14 protein-coding genes are annotated in these 16,951 nt (G+C 67.8%); 10 read left to right on the forward strand and 4 right to left on the reverse strand.

Features of this window, described 5'->3' with window-relative positions:
- Positions 1–203 precede the first annotated feature (203 nt).
- From QM685_RS34790 to QM685_RS34800, 3 genes are all read left to right on the forward strand, one after another.
- Entirely contained in the window at positions 204–965 is a 762-nt protein-coding gene (locus tag QM685_RS34790) for an AzlC family ABC transporter permease (protein ID WP_415123787.1), read from the forward strand.
- Entirely contained in the window at positions 962–1,285 is a 324-nt protein-coding gene (locus QM685_RS34795) for an AzlD domain-containing protein (protein WP_415123788.1), read from the forward strand. Before QM685_RS34790 ends, QM685_RS34795 begins: the two co-directional genes overlap by 4 nt.
- Before the next feature lie 250 nt (positions 1,286–1,535).
- Positions 1,536–2,300: a DUF4088 family protein gene (locus QM685_RS34800; protein ID WP_415123789.1), complete on the forward strand. Its 765-nt coding sequence runs from the start codon at positions 1,536–1,538 to the stop codon at positions 2,298–2,300.
- 81 nt (positions 2,301–2,381) lie between these two features.
- Here the strand turns inward: QM685_RS34800 and QM685_RS34805 are convergent, their stop codons facing one another.
- Together QM685_RS34805 and QM685_RS34810 are read right to left on the reverse strand one after the other, a co-directional pair.
- Positions 2,382–4,511, reverse strand: coding sequence for an ATP-dependent helicase (locus QM685_RS34805; RefSeq protein WP_415123790.1), 2,130 nt, complete (start codon positions 4,509–4,511; stop codon positions 2,382–2,384).
- 258 nt (positions 4,512–4,769) lie between these two features.
- On the reverse strand, positions 4,770–5,270 hold the full coding sequence (locus QM685_RS34810) for a hypothetical protein (RefSeq protein WP_415123791.1): 501 nt from the start codon (positions 5,268–5,270) through the stop codon (positions 4,770–4,772).
- Positions 5,271–5,570: 300 nt separating this feature from the next.
- Between QM685_RS34810 and QM685_RS34815 the strand changes: the two genes are divergently transcribed.
- The 5 genes from QM685_RS34815 (at position 5,571) to fumC (ending at position 12,148) form a co-directional block, all read left to right on the forward strand.
- Positions 5,571–5,789 (forward strand): RNA-binding S4 domain-containing protein, encoded by a 219-nt coding sequence (locus QM685_RS34815; RefSeq protein ID WP_415123792.1) that lies wholly within the window; start codon positions 5,571–5,573, stop codon positions 5,787–5,789.
- A gap of 357 nt (positions 5,790–6,146) precedes the next feature.
- A complete protein-coding gene (locus QM685_RS34820; RefSeq protein WP_415123793.1) occupies positions 6,147–7,559 on the forward strand; it encodes an MATE family efflux transporter in 1,413 nt (470 codons plus the stop codon).
- 352 nt (positions 7,560–7,911) lie between these two features.
- A complete protein-coding gene (gene panS, locus QM685_RS34825; protein ID WP_415123794.1) occupies positions 7,912–8,874 on the forward strand; it encodes a ketopantoate/pantoate/pantothenate transporter PanS in 963 nt (320 codons plus the stop codon).
- A gap of 211 nt (positions 8,875–9,085) precedes the next feature.
- Entirely contained in the window at positions 9,086–10,732 is a 1,647-nt protein-coding gene (locus QM685_RS34830; protein ID WP_415123795.1) for a phospholipase D family protein, read from the forward strand.
- 15 nt (positions 10,733–10,747) lie between these two features.
- On the forward strand, positions 10,748–12,148 hold the full coding sequence (gene fumC / locus QM685_RS34835) for a class II fumarate hydratase (protein WP_415123796.1): 1,401 nt from the start codon (positions 10,748–10,750) through the stop codon (positions 12,146–12,148).
- 118 nt (positions 12,149–12,266) lie between these two features.
- Here the strand turns inward: fumC and QM685_RS34840 are convergent, their stop codons facing one another.
- Together QM685_RS34840 and QM685_RS34845 are read right to left on the reverse strand one after the other, a co-directional pair.
- Positions 12,267–12,773 (reverse strand): acyl-CoA thioesterase, encoded by a 507-nt coding sequence (locus QM685_RS34840; RefSeq protein WP_415123797.1) that lies wholly within the window; start codon positions 12,771–12,773, stop codon positions 12,267–12,269.
- A gap of 173 nt (positions 12,774–12,946) precedes the next feature.
- The gene (locus tag QM685_RS34845; protein ID WP_415123798.1) at positions 12,947–13,087 is read right to left on the reverse strand and encodes a hypothetical protein; all 141 of its coding nucleotides are present in this window, start codon (positions 13,085–13,087) and stop codon (positions 12,947–12,949) included.
- A gap of 252 nt (positions 13,088–13,339) precedes the next feature.
- On the opposite strand from QM685_RS34845, the gene QM685_RS34850 reads away from it, so the two are divergent.
- Positions 13,340–14,053 (forward strand): ArsR/SmtB family transcription factor, encoded by a 714-nt coding sequence (locus tag QM685_RS34850; RefSeq protein WP_415123799.1) that lies wholly within the window; start codon positions 13,340–13,342, stop codon positions 14,051–14,053.
- Positions 14,054–14,248: 195 nt separating this feature from the next.
- Positions 14,249–16,825, forward strand: coding sequence for a DUF6600 domain-containing protein (locus QM685_RS34855; RefSeq protein ID WP_415123800.1), 2,577 nt, complete (start codon positions 14,249–14,251; stop codon positions 16,823–16,825).
- Positions 16,826–16,951: the final 126 nt, after the last annotated feature.

The raw sequence follows: 16,951 nt of genomic DNA on the forward strand, positions 1-16,951 counted from the left end.
AGCCGTTCACGCGGCATTCCTGATGCAGATTCGGCGCGCCGCCGGAGCCGCGGCAAAGAACCGATCGCGGCGCACCAGCCAGTACGGCCCTCCCCCGCGCCAGCCGCCTGCCCTCTTCGGCGCATCCAGAACCGTCCGGCCGCAAGAACGTACAAGTCCGATCATCCCTCCGCCGCTATGCTGCCGGAATCAAGGAGGCCAGATTGACCGATTCCACCCAAAGCCAGCCCACCCGCTCGGGCCATCTCAAAGAATTCACCGCCGGCGCGCGCGACATCATCCCGATGATGGTCGGCGCCGCGCCGTTCGGCGTCATTTTCGGCACGCTCGTCACGTCCGGCCCGCTGCACCTGTGGCACGGCCAGTTGATGTCGCTCGTCGTCTTCGCCGGTTCCGCGCAGTTCATCGCACTCGGCCTGATCGCCGGGCACGCGAGTTTCGCCGTCATCTGGGCGACCACGCTCGTCGTCAATCTGCGTCACGTGCTGTACAGCGCGACGCTCGCGCCGCACGTCGCGCACCTGCCGACGCGCTGGCGCTGGGCGCTCGGCGCGCTGCTCACCGACGAGGTGTTCGCGGTCGCATGGGAACACTACCGGCATCGCGAGCCGGGTTCCGTCGGTCCGTACTACTTCTTCGGCGCCGGGCTCGCGATGTATCTGAACTGGCAACTATGGACCGTCGCCGGCCTGCTGTTCGGCGCGGCTTTCCCGGGCCTGCAGTCGCTCGGTCTCGACTTCGCGATGGTCGCGACCTTCATCGCGATCGTCGTGCCGCAACTGGTCGCGCTGCGCTATATCGCGGCAGCTGCGACCGCGGGCACGCTGGCGTTTTTCTGGCAGACGTGGCCGTATAAGCTCGGCCTGCTCGGCGCGGTGTTCGCGGGCGTCGCGGTCGGCGTGCTGCTGTCGGTGTCGCGTCTCGATCCGCGCGGCGCGCGCCGCGCCGCGGAGGCCACGCGATGAACTACGTCGTTCTGATCGTCGGCATGGCGGCCATTACCTGGCTGATCCGCGCGGCCGTGTTCGTGCTCGGCGACCGGCTGGTGTTTCCGCCGCTCGTGCGCACCGCGCTCGGCTTCGTGCCGGTCACCGTGCTGACCGCGATCATCGTGCCGATGGCGGTTTCGCCGCACGGCGCCAATGCCGAGCTGACCTGGCGCAATCCGCAACTGGTCGGCGCGCTCGCCGCCGTCGTCGTCAGCGCGCTGACGCGCCGGCCGCTGCTGACGATCGCGGTCGGCCTGACGGTGTTCTTCGTCTGGCAGTGCGTCGTGCTGAAGTAAACGCGCGCGTTTCTTTTCCCCCGTCAGCCTGACCGGCGCTACCCGCGCACCGCGCGAGCGCCCTCAAGTTTCCCTCAACCCCGCCGATATGCAGTCGAGGTCCGCTCATCGGGATTCGTCTCGCTGGTCAGGCGGCAACAGGCTGAAATCAGGCGCCGGTATCGGGCGTCGCGTCGCCCCGCGGTCCGCATGCGGCCGGGCTGTACGGCGACGGGCACACACCGCGCGGCAGGATCAAACGGGATAACACATGGGTCAAATCACCCTCAAGCTCAAGGACGAGACCATCGCGTCGCTGCGCAAGGACTTCGAGGCCTTTCTGCGGGTATCGCTAAAGCTCGATCCGCAGTTCGCGACGCCGTCGTTCGAGGATTTCTTGCGCGCGAAGCTGCTCGACAACATGGTGCCGCTGACCGAGCACGCAGTGCAGCGGATGCTGCAGGGCGGCCAGTACGCGTGGGCCAAGCGCACGCTCGACAAGGAGTTTCCGGACGTCGTCGCGATCCTGATGCGGCAGGCGGGTGAGTTCGGCTTCGGTTTCGCGGCGCGCTCGGAATGGACGCCCGAAGAGCTGGCCAAGCAATGCCGCGACTGGGCCTCGGCGATCGTCAAGGAAGCGGAAGGCGACGCGGCGCTGGTCGATCCGCTCGCCGCGCAGATCAGGAGCGCGGCACAGGACATCCAGGCGCTCGAGGAAGTGATGCAGACGCCGGCCTGGCGGCTCTTCGAATCGCTGCGCCAGCGCGTCTACGAGGCGAAGGTCGCGTGCGAGACGAGCGTGGGCAGCACCGCGCGCGAGAAACTCGGCGAGCTGCGCGGGCTGCTGCGGCTCGGCATCTCGCACGGCACTTTCCAGAAACAGGAAGCGCAGCAGATCATGGAATATCTGCGGCTGCTGAAGCCGGAAATCTTCGTCGAGGAGCCGGACGACGTGTTCTCGCGGCTCGCGGCCTGGCTGCGCAATTTCTTCGTGCCGCCGCGTCCGGTCGCGCAGCAGCAGCGGCAGTCGCGGTAGCGCGCGGCGGGGTTTTGCGGGCGGTCCGGCACGGGTCACCTCACAGCGGAGCGGTCTTTCAGCCAGCGCCGCTTCGCGCGCTCAATCCCACATCTTCCTGAGCTTCGCCGCAATCTCGATCTTCGCCTGCGCGGCGGCGGCGAGTCCCGCCGCGCTCGGCGCGCTCGCCACCGGCACGCGGGGCCACGCGTAGGCGTCGAACAACGGCAGCATCGGCGTGGAGATGAAGCGCGTGCGCGACGCCCACACGTGACGGTCGCCCAGATGCGTCTGGTTGTGCACGTAAAAGCGCTGCGGCACGACGATGTGCAGGTCCTCCTTCGCGCGCGTCATCGCCACATAGAGCAGGCGCCGCTCCTCGTCGATTTCCTCGTCGCTGCCGGTGCCGAGATCCGACGGAATGCAGCCGTCGACGCCGTTCAGCACGAACACATTGCGCCACTCCTGACCCTTCGCCGAATGGATCGTCGACAGGATCAGATAGTCCTCGTCGATCAGCGGCACGCCGGATTCGTCGCTGGTCGCATCGGGAGGATCGAGCGTGAGCTCGGTCAGAAAGCGTTCGCGCGACGGATACGTGCCCGCGATGCTCTCCATCTGCAGCACGTCCGCGTGACGGATCGCGGCATCCTCGTGATTGCGCTCCAGATGCGGCTCGTACCAGCGCCGCACCATTTCGAACTCGGCAGGCCACGGCGTCTGCCGCCCGTACACGCTCGACATCAGCTTGACGAACGGATGCCAGTCCTCCTGCGCCCGCGCGGGCGCGGCAAACGCGGCCAGCACGCCGCCGGCGCTCGCGACCGGATCGCCGCCGCCGGCCCGCGCGCCGATCTCGTCGAGCAGCTTCGCCGCGGTGGCCGGCCCGACGCCCGGCAGCAACTGGACGACGCGAAAGCCGGCGACGCGGTCGCGCGGATTCTCGGCCCAGCGCAGCACCGCGAGCACGTCCTTCACATGCACCGAATCGAGAAATTTGAGCCCGCCGAATTTGACGAACGGAATATTGCGGCGGGTCAGCTCGATCTCGAGCGCGGCGCTGTGATGCGCGGCGCGAAACAGCACCGCCTGCGACTTGAGCTTCATCCCCTGTTCGCGCGTCTCGAGCACCTGTTCGACGACGTAGCGGGCCTGCGCGGCTTCGTCGGCGACCGTGACGAGACGCGGGCGCTGCGCCGATGCCTTGTCGGTCCACAGATTCTTCGTGTAGCGCTCGCTCGCGAGTTCGATCACCGCGTTCGACGCCGCGAGAATCGGCGCGCTCGAGCGGTAGTTGCGCTCGAGCGTCACCTGGCGCGCGGGCGGGTCGAACTGCGCGGGGAAATCGAGGATGTTGCGCACGGTCGCACCGCGAAACGAGTAGATCGACTGCGCGTCGTCGCCGACTACGGTCAGGCCACGGCCGTCGGGTTTCAACGCGAGCAGGATCGACGCCTGCAGACGGTTGGTGTCCTGGTATTCGTCGACGAGCACGTGATCGAAGCGCGCCGACATATCCGCGGCAATAGCCGGCTCGGCGGCCATATGCGACCAGTAGAGCAGCAGGTCGTCGTAGTCGAGCACGCTCTGCTTCTGCTTGGCGTCGACATATGCGGCGAACAGCCGGCGCAGATCGTCTTCCCACTCGCGACACCACGCAAACGCGCTGTCGAGCACCTGGCCGAGCGACGCGCCGGTATTGACGACGCGCGAATAGATCGCGAAGCAGGTGCCCTTGGCCGGGAAGCGCCGCTCTTTCGCGGAGAGTCCGAGCTCATGGCGCACGAGGTTCATCAGGTCGGCGGAGTCCTCGCGGTCGTTGATCGTAAACGCGGGCGCGAGACCGATCAGATCGGCGTATTCGCGCAACAGCCGCGCGCCGACGCTATGGAACGTGCCCGACCACGTGAGCCCTTGCGCGAGCGCGGCGCGCGCACCGGGCGCGCCGGCCGTGATGCGCGTGACGCGGCGGGTCATTTCGAGCGCCGCGCGGCGCGAAAAAGTCAGGAGCAGGATGCGATGCGGGTCGGCGCCCTTCACCACCAGATTGGCGACGCGGTGCGCGAGCGTGTTGGTCTTGCCGGAGCCGGCGCCGGCGATCACGAGCAGCGCGCCGGGCGGCGCGTGCGGTATATCGGTTCCGTATTCGACGGCTTCGCGCTGCGCGTCGTTGAGCTTCGCGAGCCAGGCGGCGGTATCGAAAGGCGGAGCGGATTCGGCGACGGTGGACACTGATCGGTTGGCGCGTGAGTGGATTTTTCAGGATGCGACGCACACTGTATATCCATACAACTCACAACGACAAGCGCTCTTTTTTGCAGGTCAGGTGTGGGGGAAACGGACGGGCTGCCGGAGGCTTCGCGGCATGCTAGTGCTTTTTCGTGTCCTTCAGATTGGCCTCGGCGTTGACCTTGTCGGCATCGGCCTGCTCGCCAGGCGACGCGGCGCGCAAGCCTCGCCGAGGCTCACGCGCCGCCGGGTCCGCCAGGCTCAATGCTTGACGTCGGCGCCTTCGGCTTGCGTGGCAGCCTGCCCTTCCATGTTCATCTTCATTTCGTTATTGGCAGTCTGCTTGTCCGCCTTCTGATTCAGCTTCGCGCCGCGCACCTGCGCCTTGTACTGATCCTTCGCGGCCTTCTGCTGCGCCTTCATCTCCGCCTTCGACGCCTTCTTCGACGCGCGATACTCGGCATTGGCCTTCGCATCGGCATCGCGCTTCTGCACGAGCGGGTCGGTCGAGCCCGACGCCGTCAGGCGGTTCGGCGGCGGAGGCGGCTGAACGCCCTGCGCGGCGGGCGCCGCATCCGGCTGCATACCTTGCGCGGACGGCGCCGGCGAAGGCGCGACGCCGGCGGCACCTTGCGTCTGCATCTGCGCCTGAGCGCCGATGCCCGCGGCCGGCTGCGCGGTCTGATCTGTCTGCGCGACGGCGGCAGTCGCGGCAAAAGCAGTGAGGGCGGTACCGATCAGGAGCGAACGGATCTGGGTCATGGTTATCCTCTCTAAAAGTTGTGGTGACACGGGCGAACGGTCCGGCGTCGCGATGACGTGGTGTCCCGCGCGCCTCGCCCGGTCTACACGCCGCTGAGCTTCCGGGATGGATTCCGGCAATCCAGCGGGCTTTGCTTGCAGCACTGCACTTTAGGAGTGAAATTCATCCGTTACGACCAGTGTTACGGAGCGTTTCACTTTCCGACAGGTGCATAACATCTGCTTTCAATTGCTTGCGGGCCGGCCGGTTGCTTTATGATGCGAACCCCGACCGCCACGCTGCCCGAAGGCGCAAAAGCCATGCCCAACCTCAATTTCACACTCACCGGCGACTACGTCGAACTGCACAATCTCCTGAAGATAACGGGCCTCGCGGACAGCGGCGGCGCCGCGAAGATGATGGTCGCGCAAGGAGCGGTCACGGTCGACGGCCGGGTCGAAACGCGTAAAACGTGCAAGATCCGCGCGGGCCAGGTGGTACTGCTCGGCGACACGCGGATCGCGGTGCACGAAGGCTGAGCGCGGCCCGAAGCCGCCTGCCTTGACTGCCTTAGGCTGCCTTAGGTTGCCTTAAGCTGCCTTGAACCACGGAATCCTCCCGAAACACCTCGAATAATCCGCCGCGCACCATAATCGTGCGTTCGCCATCGACATCGGCCAGGCGAGGCAATAAGCTGTCGGTTTCGACAGATAAACGACGGACCACGCCACCGGCCAGCAGAATCGGCTAAGCGGCTCGCCAGCGCGCCGCGGATTTTCCCCGCCGCCCACTGCCCCGCCGAGCCGCGGAACCCGACAGCGCGCAGATCGACGCCACGCGCCGCCGCTTCCGCCTCCTCCGCCTCGCTGCCGCCACTTTCCGCCACCACGCGTTTCATGACCCAATCCGGCTTCGCCCGGGTGGCCACCCGGCCGCCTACTTTCTCCCGCCACGCGGCCGATACCGCGCGGCTCGCCGCGCCGCTCGCGATCGCGCAGCTCTCGCAGATGGCGATGAGCGTCACCGACACGATCCTGCTCGGCTCGCTCGGTCCCGACGCGCTCGCCGCCGGCGGCCTCGGCGCAAACCTCTTTTTCGTCGTCGTCACGCTGCTGCAGGGCGTGCTGACCTCGGTCAGCGTGAGCGTCGCGCACGCGCGCGGCGCGCAGAACGACAGCCGCGTGCCGCATATCTACTGGACCGGTTTCGTGCTGTCGGTGCTGCTGTCGGTGCCGGCGTTCATCCTGCTGTCGTTCGCGTCGCAGATCCTGCTCGCGTTCGGCGAACCGGGCCTGCTCGCGCACAACGTCGGCAAATACGCGGCCGTGCTGCGCTGGGCCGCGCCCGCGAGCCTGATCGGCGTCGGCCTGATGCGCTCGTTCCTGCCGGCGATCGGCGCCGCGCGGCGGCTGTTGTGGGTCTCGATTGCGAGCGTCGGCGTGAACGGTTTCCTGAACTACGGGCTGATTCACGGCGCGTACGGGCTGCCGCGGCTCGGCTTTCTCGGCTCGGCGGCCGCGACCACGATCACCGTGTGGCTGACCGCGCTCGTGCTGATGGCGCTGCTGCATCTGCGGCCGCGCTTCCGGCATTTCGTCGTCGCGACGCGGCCCAGACTGCCGCTGATGGGCGAACTGTTCGGCATCGGCTGGCCGGTCGCGATCACCTACGGCGTCGAATCGACGCTTTTTCTCGCGACCGGCCTGATGGTCGGCCTGCTCGGCGAGTCTCAGCTCGCCGCGCATCAGATCGCGCTGAACGTCGCGTCGGTGGCGTTCATGGTGCCGCTGTCGATCGGCCAGGCGGCCAACGTGCGGGTCGGCTACTGGGCCGGCGCCGGCCAGCCGCTCGCCGCGCGTCACGCGGGCTTCGTCGCGCTCGCGCTCGGGGTCGGCTTCATGACGATGTCGGGAGTCGTGCTGATCACCGCGCCGCACTGGATCGTGGGCCTCTATCTGCATCTCGACGATCCGGCCAACGCGCCGACCGTCGCGCTCGCCAGTTCGCTGCTCGGCGTGGCCGCGATTTTCCAGATCGTCGACGGTATGCAGACGGTCGGCTCCGGCTGTCTGCGCGGTCTGAAGGACACGCGCGTGCCGATGATCGCCGCGTCGTTCGGGTACTGGATCATCGGATTCCCGACCGGCTATACGCTCGCGTTTCATTTCGGGCTCGGCGCGCGCGGGCTGTGGTGGGGGCTCGCGGCCGGGCTGGCGAGCGTCGCGGTGCTGATGACACTGCGGTTTCACAAGCTGAGCTTGCGGCAGGTGCCGCGCACGCCGGTCGCGCCGCCGGCGACGCCGGTTTGAGCGAACGCTTGCGCGTCCGGGCGTGCTGAAACTCCCGGCTTGCGCTCCGCCCCGAGCGTCACTCCTGAAGCGCTCCCTGCAAAAGGTAAAATGCCAGCCTCGGCACGGCAGCATTCACCCACGCTATCGCGCCGCGACCCGCCAGGCGCCGCGCCTCACGAAGACTCCGCGCCGGCCCCGCACAGCCCACGGGCCCACCACCGCCCTCACGGCTTGCCGCTTCAGTTTGCCGTTCCGGCTTGCCGCCTGGGCGCGACCGCTGCCACATGCGGCAACTGCGCGCGGCCAAAGCCCAGTCGCGCCTCGTAGCACCGCTTTCTCGCGATAAAACATAAACAAGGATCCATCCGCCATGCTTGCCCGTGTCACCCGCCTGTTCCCGCTCTGGGCCGTGCTCGTCTCGATCGCCGCCTACTTTTCGCCCGCCTCGTTCTCCGGCGTCGCGCCGCACGTCACCACGCTTCTGACGATCATCATGCTGGCGATGGGCGTCACGCTGTCCACTTCCGACTTCCTGCGCGTGTTCACGCGCCCCGCGCCGGTGATCGCCGGCATCGTGCTGCACTACCTCGTGATGCCGCTCGCCGCGTGGGTCATCGCGAAGGCGCTGCGCATGCCGCCCGATCTGACCGCCGGCATGGTGCTGGTCGGCAGCGTCGCGAGCGGCACCGCATCGAACGTGATGATCTACCTCGCGCGCGGCGACGTCGCGCTGTCGGTGACGATCAGCGCGCTGTCGACGCTCGTCGGCGTATTCGCGACGCCGCTGCTCACGCGTCTTTACGTGGATGCGTCGATCGTCGTCGACGTGCGCGGCATGCTGATGAGCATCCTGCAGATCGTCGCGCTGCCGATCGTCGTCGGTCTCGTCGTCAACCATCTGTTCGGCAAGCTGGTGCGCAAGATCGAGCCGATCCTGCCGCTGATCTCGATGGTCGCGATCGTGCTGATCATCGGCGCGGTGGTCGGCGGCACGCAGAAGAGCATCGCGTCGGTCGGCCTCGTCGTGATGGTCGGCGTCGTGCTGCATAACGGTATCGGGCTGCTCGGCGGCTACTGGGGCGGGCGTCTGCTCGGTTTCGACGAAGCCATCTGCCGCACGCTCGCGATCGAAGTCGGCATGCAGAATTCCGGCCTCGCCGCGACGCTCGGCAAGCTCTATTTCACGCCGCTCGCGGCGTTGCCGGGCGCGCTGTTCTCGGTGTGGCACAACCTGTCGGGCTCGCTGCTCGCGGGCTTCTGGGCGGGCCGTCCGGCGAAAGGCTCGACGCATCCCGACGGCGAGCGCGCGCTGAACGCCGCGGAGCGCGTCTAATAAGCGCGCGAAGCGGCATGTTTTGTTCCGCCGCATCGAGCCCATCCGGCCCACGCGGCCGCATCGCTTCAGCTATCCGGCTTACCCCGCGCCGGCGAACAGAAACCGGCCGCCCGATTCCCCTTAGAATGGATCGCTCGACAGCGCGGACACACCGTCCGCGCCAGCCAGCCGCCACGAGACGCTTGCGAACAAAGAGGGAGAACACCACGTGCAGGGGCATCTCGAACAGAATCAGAACACGCTGCGCCGCCCGCGGGCATTCGGCACCACCAGACTTTTTTTCCTGTTGTGCTGTACGGCGGCACTGCTGACCGCCTGCGCGACCAGACCGCCCGCCACCGCATTCGATCGCGAAGTCACGCACGCGCTGCCCGCCACCGCGGACACGCCGTTGCGCCAGGCGCTCGCGCCGCTCGAAGCAAAGCATCCGCGGCAATCGGGCTTTCGCGTGCTGTCGAGCGGTACCGACGCGCTGCAGATGCGCATCGCGCTCGCGCGCGCGGCGACGAAAACGCTCGACATGCAGTACTACATCGCCAACGAGGACACCACCGGCAAGCTGCTGCTCGGCGCCGCGCTCTATGCAGCCGATCACGGCGTGCGCGTGCGCATGCTCGTCGACGATCTGAACTTCAAGGATATCGACCGCGTGATGGCGGGGCTCAACACGCATCAGAACATCGAGATTCGCGTGTTCAATCCGTTCGGCAGCGCGCAGGAAGGGATGTTCGAGCGCACCGCGAACCTGTTCACGCAGATCGGCCACTTCACTCGCCGCATGCACAACAAGGCGATGATCGCCGACAACCAGCTCGCGATCGTCGGCGGGCGCAATCTCGGCGACGAATACTTCAGCGCGAGCGAAACGCTGCAGTTCCGCGACCTCGACGTGCTGGCGGCGGGCCCGATCGTCGCCGACGTGTCCGCGAGTTTCGACGACTACTGGAACAGCGGCCTCGCCTATCCGCTGCGCGTGCTCAACAAGCAGACGTTCGACCCGAAGGAACTCGACCAGACGCGCGACGACCTGCGTCAGCACTGGCGCGCCAATGCCGATCCGTACAACGCGAAGCCGCTGAACGCGACGCCGCTCGCGTCGCAGATCACGAGCGAGCAGTTGGGCCTCACGTGGGCATCGGCCGAATTCAAGGCGGACCTGCCGGAGAAGATCGAGCATCCGTCGCCGGACTACGTGAGCCCGCCGATGGAACGGCTGCGCGAGCTGATGCAGGACGCGCATCACGACTTCCTGATCGTGTCGCCGTACTTCGTGCCGCACGAGGCGGGCGTAAAAGCGGCCGGCGAGCTCACGCACCGCGGCATCCGCATCGCGGTGCTGACCAACTCGCTCGCCGCGACCGACGCGGTCGCCGTGCAGGCCGGCTACAGTCCGTTCCGCGTGCCGCTGCTCGAGCAGGGCGTCGAGCTGTACGAATTCAAGCCGGACGCGCAGGCGCCGTTGGGCCTGACGGGCTCGCGTTCGCGCGCGAGTCTGCACGCGAAGACCTACGTGATCGACCATCGGATTCTCGTGATCGGCTCGATGAATCTCGACCCGCGCTCGGCCAATCTGAACACCGAACTCGCGCTCGTGATCCACAGCCCGGAACTCGCGAATCAGGTCGCGCAAATCTTCGAGCGCGCGATCCAGCCCAGCGAAAGCTATCACGTGACGCTGGCCGACCCGGCCCAGCTCGCGTATCTGCGCTCGATCGGCGCGCCGTTGTCGCCGCTCGTGTGGACCGACGTCGAGAACGGCGAAACGCGCACCTATATTTTCGATCCGCAAGCGGGTTTTTACCGGAACGCGCTAACGGGTCTATTCTCGTTGTTGCCTGTCAACTCAGAACTGTGAGAACCGGAGTGAAACATGACTGAAGACGTACGGATGGAACGCGACACGTTCGGCGAAATCGCGGTGCCGAACGCCCGCCTGTGGGGCGCGCAAACGCAGCGCTCGCTGCAGAACTTCCGGATTTCGACCGAGAAGCAGTCGCCCGAGCTGATCACCGCGCTTGCGGTCGTCAAGCGCGTGGCGGCCGAGGTCAATCTCGGTCTCGGCGTGCTCGACGAGCAGAAGGCCCGCGCGATCATGCAGGCGGCCGACGAGATCATCGACGGCAAGCATCCGGGCGAATTTCCGCTCGCCGTGTGGCAGACCGGCTCGGGCACGCAGACCAACATGAACCTCAACGAGGTGATCGCGAACCGCGCGAGCGAGCTGCTCGGCGGCGAGCGCGGCGAGGCGCGCAAGGTGCATCCGAACGACGACGTCAATCGCGGCCAGTCGTCGAACGACGTGTTTCCGACCGCGATGCACGTGGCCGCCGCGTATGCGATCGTCAAGCATCTGCTGCCCGCGCTGAAGACGCTGCGCGATACCCTCGACAGCAAGGCGAAGGCATTCGACGACGTCGTGAAGATCGGCCGCACGCACCTGCAGGACGCGACGCCGCTGACGCTCGGCCAGGAATTCTCGGGCTACGTCGCGCAGCTCGAGCACGGCATCCGTCACGTCGAGTCGGCGCTGCCGCATCTGTATGAACTCGCGCAGGGCGGCACCGCGGTCGGCACCGGGCTGAACGCGCATCCGAAGTTCGCGGACAACGTTGCCGCGGCGATCGGCAAGCTGACCGGCCTGCCGTTCGTATCGGCGCCCAACAAGTTCGAGGTGATGGCCGGCGCCGATGCGCTGGTGTTCGCGCACGGCGCGCTGAAAACGGTGGCCGCGAGCCTGAACAAGATCGCCAACGACATCCGCTGGCTCGCGAGCGGCCCGCGCTGCGGCCTCGGCGAACTGTCGATTCCGGAAAACGAGCCGGGCAGCTCGATCATGCCGGGCAAGGTCAATCCCACCCAATCCGAAGCGCTGACGATGCTGTGCGCGCAGGTGTTCGGCAACGACGTCGCGGTGAATATCGGCGGCGCGAGCGGCAACTTCGAGCTGAATGTGTTCCGGCCGATGATCGCGCACAACGTGCTGCAGTCGGTGCGCCTGCTCGCCGACGGCGCGCACAGCTTCAACGACAACTGCGCGGTCGGCATCGAGCCGAATCGCGAGCGCATCGATACGCTGCTCAACGAATCGCTGATGCTGGTGACGGCGCTCAATCCGCACATCGGCTACGACAAGGCCGCGCAGATCGCGAAGAAGGCGCACAAGGAAGGCACGACGCTGAAGGCGGCGGCGCTCGCGCTCGGCTATGTCAGCGAGCAGCAGTTCGATGAATGGGTACGGCCGAAGGATATGGTCGGGCGGACGGCGGGGTGAATGGGTAGGGGTGCGTGAGCGGCGGCGCGGCGAAGTGCATGCGTGAGGTTTCGCGCGAACGTCACGTGCGTGGCCATCCGCGGCGAACTGCGTGGCCGCCGCCCGCACGCCCCTTTGCTCAGATCTTCCCCTGCGCCACTTCTTCAGGCTTCAGCTCGACGATCGCGTCGAGCGCTTCCTTCACATCCATCGCATATTTGGCGAGGCGTTTCTGCTCGTCGGTCTGCGGCACGAACGCGGGCACCGGCAACGGATGACCGTTCTCGTTGACCGCGACCATCACGACGAGGCAGTCCGTGGTTTGCAGCAGCTCGCCGCCCTTCGGATCGCCCGCCTGCACCGACACGTGAATATGCATGCTGGTGCGGCCCGTCGCGACGACCCGCGCGCGCAGTTCGACGAGGTTGCCGACCAGGATCGGCCGGCGAAAGCGGATGTTGCCGACGCTGACCGTCACGCAATAGCGCCCCGACCACACCGCCGAACACGCATAGGCGGTCTCGTCGATCCACTTCATCAGCGCGCCGCCGTGCACCTTGCCGCCGAAGTTGACGGAACTCGGTTCGGCGAGAAAGCGGAACGTGGTTTCCGAACGCTCCATCGGTACTGTGGGAAGAGTGCTCATTTTGACTCCGGTCACTCGGATGCATTGAAAGGAGGCGATTATACGAGCGCAATATTGTGTACGGCGGCGGCGTCGCTTGGAGAGCGATTGGGGGATGGCCGGCCGCGGGGCGCGGCGGCCCGGTGCGTTCGCGTTCAAACGCGGGCTCGAACGTGAATGGGCCGCGCGTCGCCCTAGTTGTGGACGCTGATGCCTTCGTCGATCGTGCCGTACATGGTGATGCTGCCGCTGCCCGCCGAGCCCGAGCCGGCCCCGCCCTGTGCGCAGGCGCTGAACAGCAGAACCGCCGTGGCGGCGGCCAGAAGAGTTTTCATCACGACGTTTTCCCGCAAGGACAGATTCCGATTCTAGCCTGGCGGCACGGTATGACGCCGGAACGCATGCGATGGAAAGCATCGCGTCGGGCTTCGGCGCGCTGCCTGAGCGCTCCTTGCTGCTCGGCCGACTTTCCGTAGTCTCCGTATTTCATTGTTCACGTTGGGCTGAAACATCGAATTGCGCAGCCCGGTACAGTGGAAAACATCGCAGCGCGATCTGCCATCCGCCGCCGAACCAGGAGACTCACGATGACCTCCCCCATCGCAGACGACCAGAACCATTTCCCCGGCCTGAGCCGTATCGGCGCGCTGCTCGCCGACCCCGGCCGCGCCGCGATGCTGTGGGCGCTGATGGACGGCAGCGCCCGCCCCGCCGGCGAACTGACGATGATCGCCGGGCTGTCGCCGTCGGCGGCAAGCGCGCATCTCGCGCGCCTCACCGACGGCGGGCTGCTCGCGCTCGAGGTGCGCGGGCGGCATCGCTATTTCCGCATTGCGTCGCCGGAAATCGCCGCGTCGATCGAGGCGCTCGCCAACGTCGCGCAAGTCAGCGCGCCGCAACGGGCCGCGCCGCGCCCCGCGCGCACCGTGCCGCTCGAGATGCGCTACGCGCGCACCTGCTACGACCATATGGCGGGCGAGCTGTCGGTGCGGATGTTCGAGCGGATGCTCGAGCGCGGTCTGCTGACGCAGCACGGCGCGTCGCTCGACGCCACCGCGCAGGGCGCGGCCCGCTTCGCCGACTGGGGCATCGACCTGTCCGCGCAAAAGAGCCGCCGCCGACGCTTCGCGTGCACCTGCCCGGACTGGAGCGTGCGCCGCCCGCATCTGGGCGGCGCGCTCGGCGCGGCGCTGCTCGATACGTGGTCGGCGCACGGCTGGGTCGAACGGACCGAGCGGCCGCGCGTGCTGCGCATCACGCCGGCCGGCCACCAGTATTTCGACGCGTTTCTGGCTCCGTGAGCCGTTTGCTCGTATGTAATGGGGCCGTTTCATCCGGAATACTGCAAACAGCGCCGCCGGACCGCCCCCTCCCATCGAGACCTTTTGTTACATGCCAGCGAATTAACTTTACAAAAGTGGGGGCCTTGAAACATAGGCGGCGGGTACAGTGACTGAACGGACCCGGCGGATTGCCGCGTCCGCCGGAGATCAGTCATGACACCCATCACGCAGCCCTCAAGGCAACCCCGAATCAAACGCCAGATTGCCGGCTATACGCTGATCGCGGCCGCCGTCCTCGCGCTGGCCGCGCAAGTCGGATTCGCGCAGGAAGCGCAGCCCGCGCCGCCCACGGCCGCGGCCGCAACCACGCCGGCCGGCGATCCGCCGGGACGCGTCGCGCGTCTTAACTACACGGCCGGCACCGTGACCACCGAGCCCGCCGGCGCCACCGACTGGTCGTACGCGCAGATCAACCGCCCTCTCACGACCGGCGACCAGCTCTGGAACGACCAGAACGCGCGCTCCGAGCTGCACATCGGCTCGACCGCGGTGCGCCTCGGCCAGAACACCAGCCTCGACGTGCTCAATCTCGACGATACCAGCGCGCAACTGAAAGTCGCGCAAGGCACGCTGTCGACGCACGTGCGCGAACTCGCGCCGGGCTCGTCCTATGAAATCGACACGCCGAACCTCGCGCTCGGCGTGAACGGCCCCGGTGACTATCGCGTCGATGTCGCGCCGGACGGCAGCAGCACCACCGTCACCGTGCGCAGCGGCAGCGCGATCGCGTACGGCGACGGCGGCCAGGTGCCGGTCGCGGCGGGCCAGCAGATCCGCTTCGCCGGCACGAACCTGCAACAGCTCGCCGACGCGCGCGCGCCCGCTCCCGACAGCCTCGACCAGTGGGCGGCCAACCGCGACGCCACGGAAGACCGCTCGGTGTCGGCGCGCTACGTATCGCGCGACATCCCCGGCTATGAAGATCTCGACGCCAACGGCACGTGGCGCGACACCCCGCAGTACGGCGAAGTGTGGGTGCCGCGCGCGACGCCGGCCGGCTGGGCGCCCTATCACGATGGCCACTGGGTCTGGCAGGCGCCGTGGGGCTGGACCTGGGTCGACGACGAACCGTGGGGCTTCGCGCCCTACCACTACGGCCGCTGGGCCCAGGTCGACGATACCTGGGCGTGGGTGCCGGGTCCGCTCGAAGTCGAAGCGCCGCCGCCCGTCTACGCGCCGGCGCTGGTGGCGTTCGTCGGCGACGACGACGGCGGCGTCGACTGGGGCGTGAATCTGGCGATCGGCGGAGCGATCGCGGCCGGTGTCGCATGGTTCCCGCTCGGGCCGGGCGAGCCGTGGCATCCGCACTGGGGCGGTCCCGACCGCTGGAGCCCCGGGTACTACAACCGCGTGAACCGCACGACGATCATCAACGACTATCACCGCGACGTGAACATCCACAACACGTACGTGAACTATCGCGTTCCCGGCGGTGTGACGGCCGTACCGGCGACGGCATTCGTGCACGGTCAGCCGGTCGGACGCTTCGCGCAGAAGGTCGATCCGCGTCAATGGCACAACGCGCGCATCAACCCCGGCGCGCCGGGAATCGCGCCGGTGCGCCAGAGCTTCGGGCCGGATCTGCGGCGCGCGAATTACCGGCCACCGGCGAGCGTTGCCGCGCGGCCGGTCGTCGCGACGCGCAATCCCGCGATGCCGGCTGCGTATCGCGACGACCTCGCGCAGCGTTTCGCGAAAAGCGGCGGACGGGTGCCGGGCGGCGGCCAGCCGGTCGTGCGGACGTCGGTGCCCGCGCATCTGACCGGCGCATCGCCGATCGCGAACGTGCGTGTCGTGCAGTCGCATGTGCCGGGACGGCCGCCGGGGATGGCCGCGGGAGCACCGGGTACGCCTGGCGCCGGCGCGCCGCATGGTATCGAGCAGGCTGGTCAGCGGCCCGGCGAAGGGCCGGCGCCGGGCCCGCACGGCGAAGCGCCACAGGCGCGGCCGGGCATGCCGTCGCAGATGGCCGCCAACGGGCGTCCGCCGCAGCCGGGCGCAATGATGGGACAAACTGGGCAAACGGCACATCCGTCGAATGGCGTGCCGCGGCCGCCGCAGGCGGGAGGCGGCAATCTGCCGGTCGCCAATGCGCAACCCGGCGCGCAGCAGCACGGCGCCCCCCAGCAATGGGGCGCGGTCGGCCGATCCGAGCCGGCCTGGACCCGGCCGCATACGCCGATGGCCCAGCAGGCGCCGCATACGGCTCAACCGGGCGGCCCGCAGCAGCCTGGCGTGCCGCATCCGGTGGAGAACCCGGCCGCGCAGCAGCAGGCGCATCAGCCGGGGGGCCGGCCGCAGCCGATGCAGTCCATGCAGCAGCCGCCGCGCGCCGAGCCGCAGCAACAACAGGCCCAGCAGCCACGCTTTGAACCGCGGCCGCAACAGGTGCCGCAGCCTCAGCAGGCGCAGCAGCCGCGTCCGCAGCCCATGCAGCAACCGCGCCCCGAACCGCAGCCTCAGCAGGCGCAACAACCGCGCTTCGAGCCGCGACCGCAACAGGTTCAGCAGCCGCGCCCCGAACCGCAGTTCCGACAGGCGCAGCAGCCGCATTTCGAGCCGCGTCCACAGCCCATGCCGCAGCCCCGTCCTGAACCGCGCCCGCAGATGCAGCAACCCCGTCCGCAGCAGGTACAGCAGCCGCGTCCGCAACCGCAGCCGCAGCCGCAGCCGCAACACGCCGAGCAGCACCAGGGCGGCGGCAATCGCGACGAGCATCACAAAGGCTGAGCGCCCTGCCCGCCGCCCCATGTCCGCGGCAGCACGCGGACACGGAAGCGACAACAAAAAACCCCGCGATTCGAAAAAATCGCGGGGTTTTTTCATACACGGCGTGGGCGCGTTACAGCGCACCAT

It is taken from the genome of Paraburkholderia sp. (assembly GCF_047605525.1).
GTDB lineage: Bacteria > Pseudomonadota > Gammaproteobacteria > Burkholderiales > Burkholderiaceae > Paraburkholderia.

Excerpts from the sequence above, each read along its gene's own strand:
- QM685_RS34800 (WP_415123789.1), top strand. The coding sequence starts at position 1,536 with ATGGGTCAAATCACCCTCAAGCTCAAGGACGAGACCATCGCGTCGCTG.
- QM685_RS34810 (WP_415123791.1), bottom strand. The coding sequence starts at position 5,270 with ATGACCCAGATCCGTTCGCTCCTGATCGGTACCGCCCTCACTGCTTTT.
- fumC (WP_415123796.1), top strand. The coding sequence starts at position 10,748 with ATGACTGAAGACGTACGGATGGAACGCGACACGTTCGGCGAAATCGCG.
- QM685_RS34855 (WP_415123800.1), top strand. The coding sequence starts at position 14,249 with ATGACACCCATCACGCAGCCCTCAAGGCAACCCCGAATCAAACGCCAG.
- QM685_RS34845 (WP_415123798.1), bottom strand. The coding sequence starts at position 13,087 with ATGAAAACTCTTCTGGCCGCCGCCACGGCGGTTCTGCTGTTCAGCGCC.
- QM685_RS34850 (WP_415123799.1), top strand. The coding sequence starts at position 13,340 with ATGACCTCCCCCATCGCAGACGACCAGAACCATTTCCCCGGCCTGAGC.
- QM685_RS34815 (WP_415123792.1), top strand. The coding sequence starts at position 5,571 with ATGCCCAACCTCAATTTCACACTCACCGGCGACTACGTCGAACTGCAC.
- QM685_RS34820 (WP_415123793.1), top strand. The coding sequence starts at position 6,147 with ATGACCCAATCCGGCTTCGCCCGGGTGGCCACCCGGCCGCCTACTTTC.
- panS (WP_415123794.1), top strand. The coding sequence starts at position 7,912 with ATGCTTGCCCGTGTCACCCGCCTGTTCCCGCTCTGGGCCGTGCTCGTC.
- QM685_RS34795 (WP_415123788.1), top strand. The coding sequence starts at position 962 with ATGAACTACGTCGTTCTGATCGTCGGCATGGCGGCCATTACCTGGCTG.
- QM685_RS34840 (WP_415123797.1), bottom strand. The coding sequence starts at position 12,773 with ATGAGCACTCTTCCCACAGTACCGATGGAGCGTTCGGAAACCACGTTC.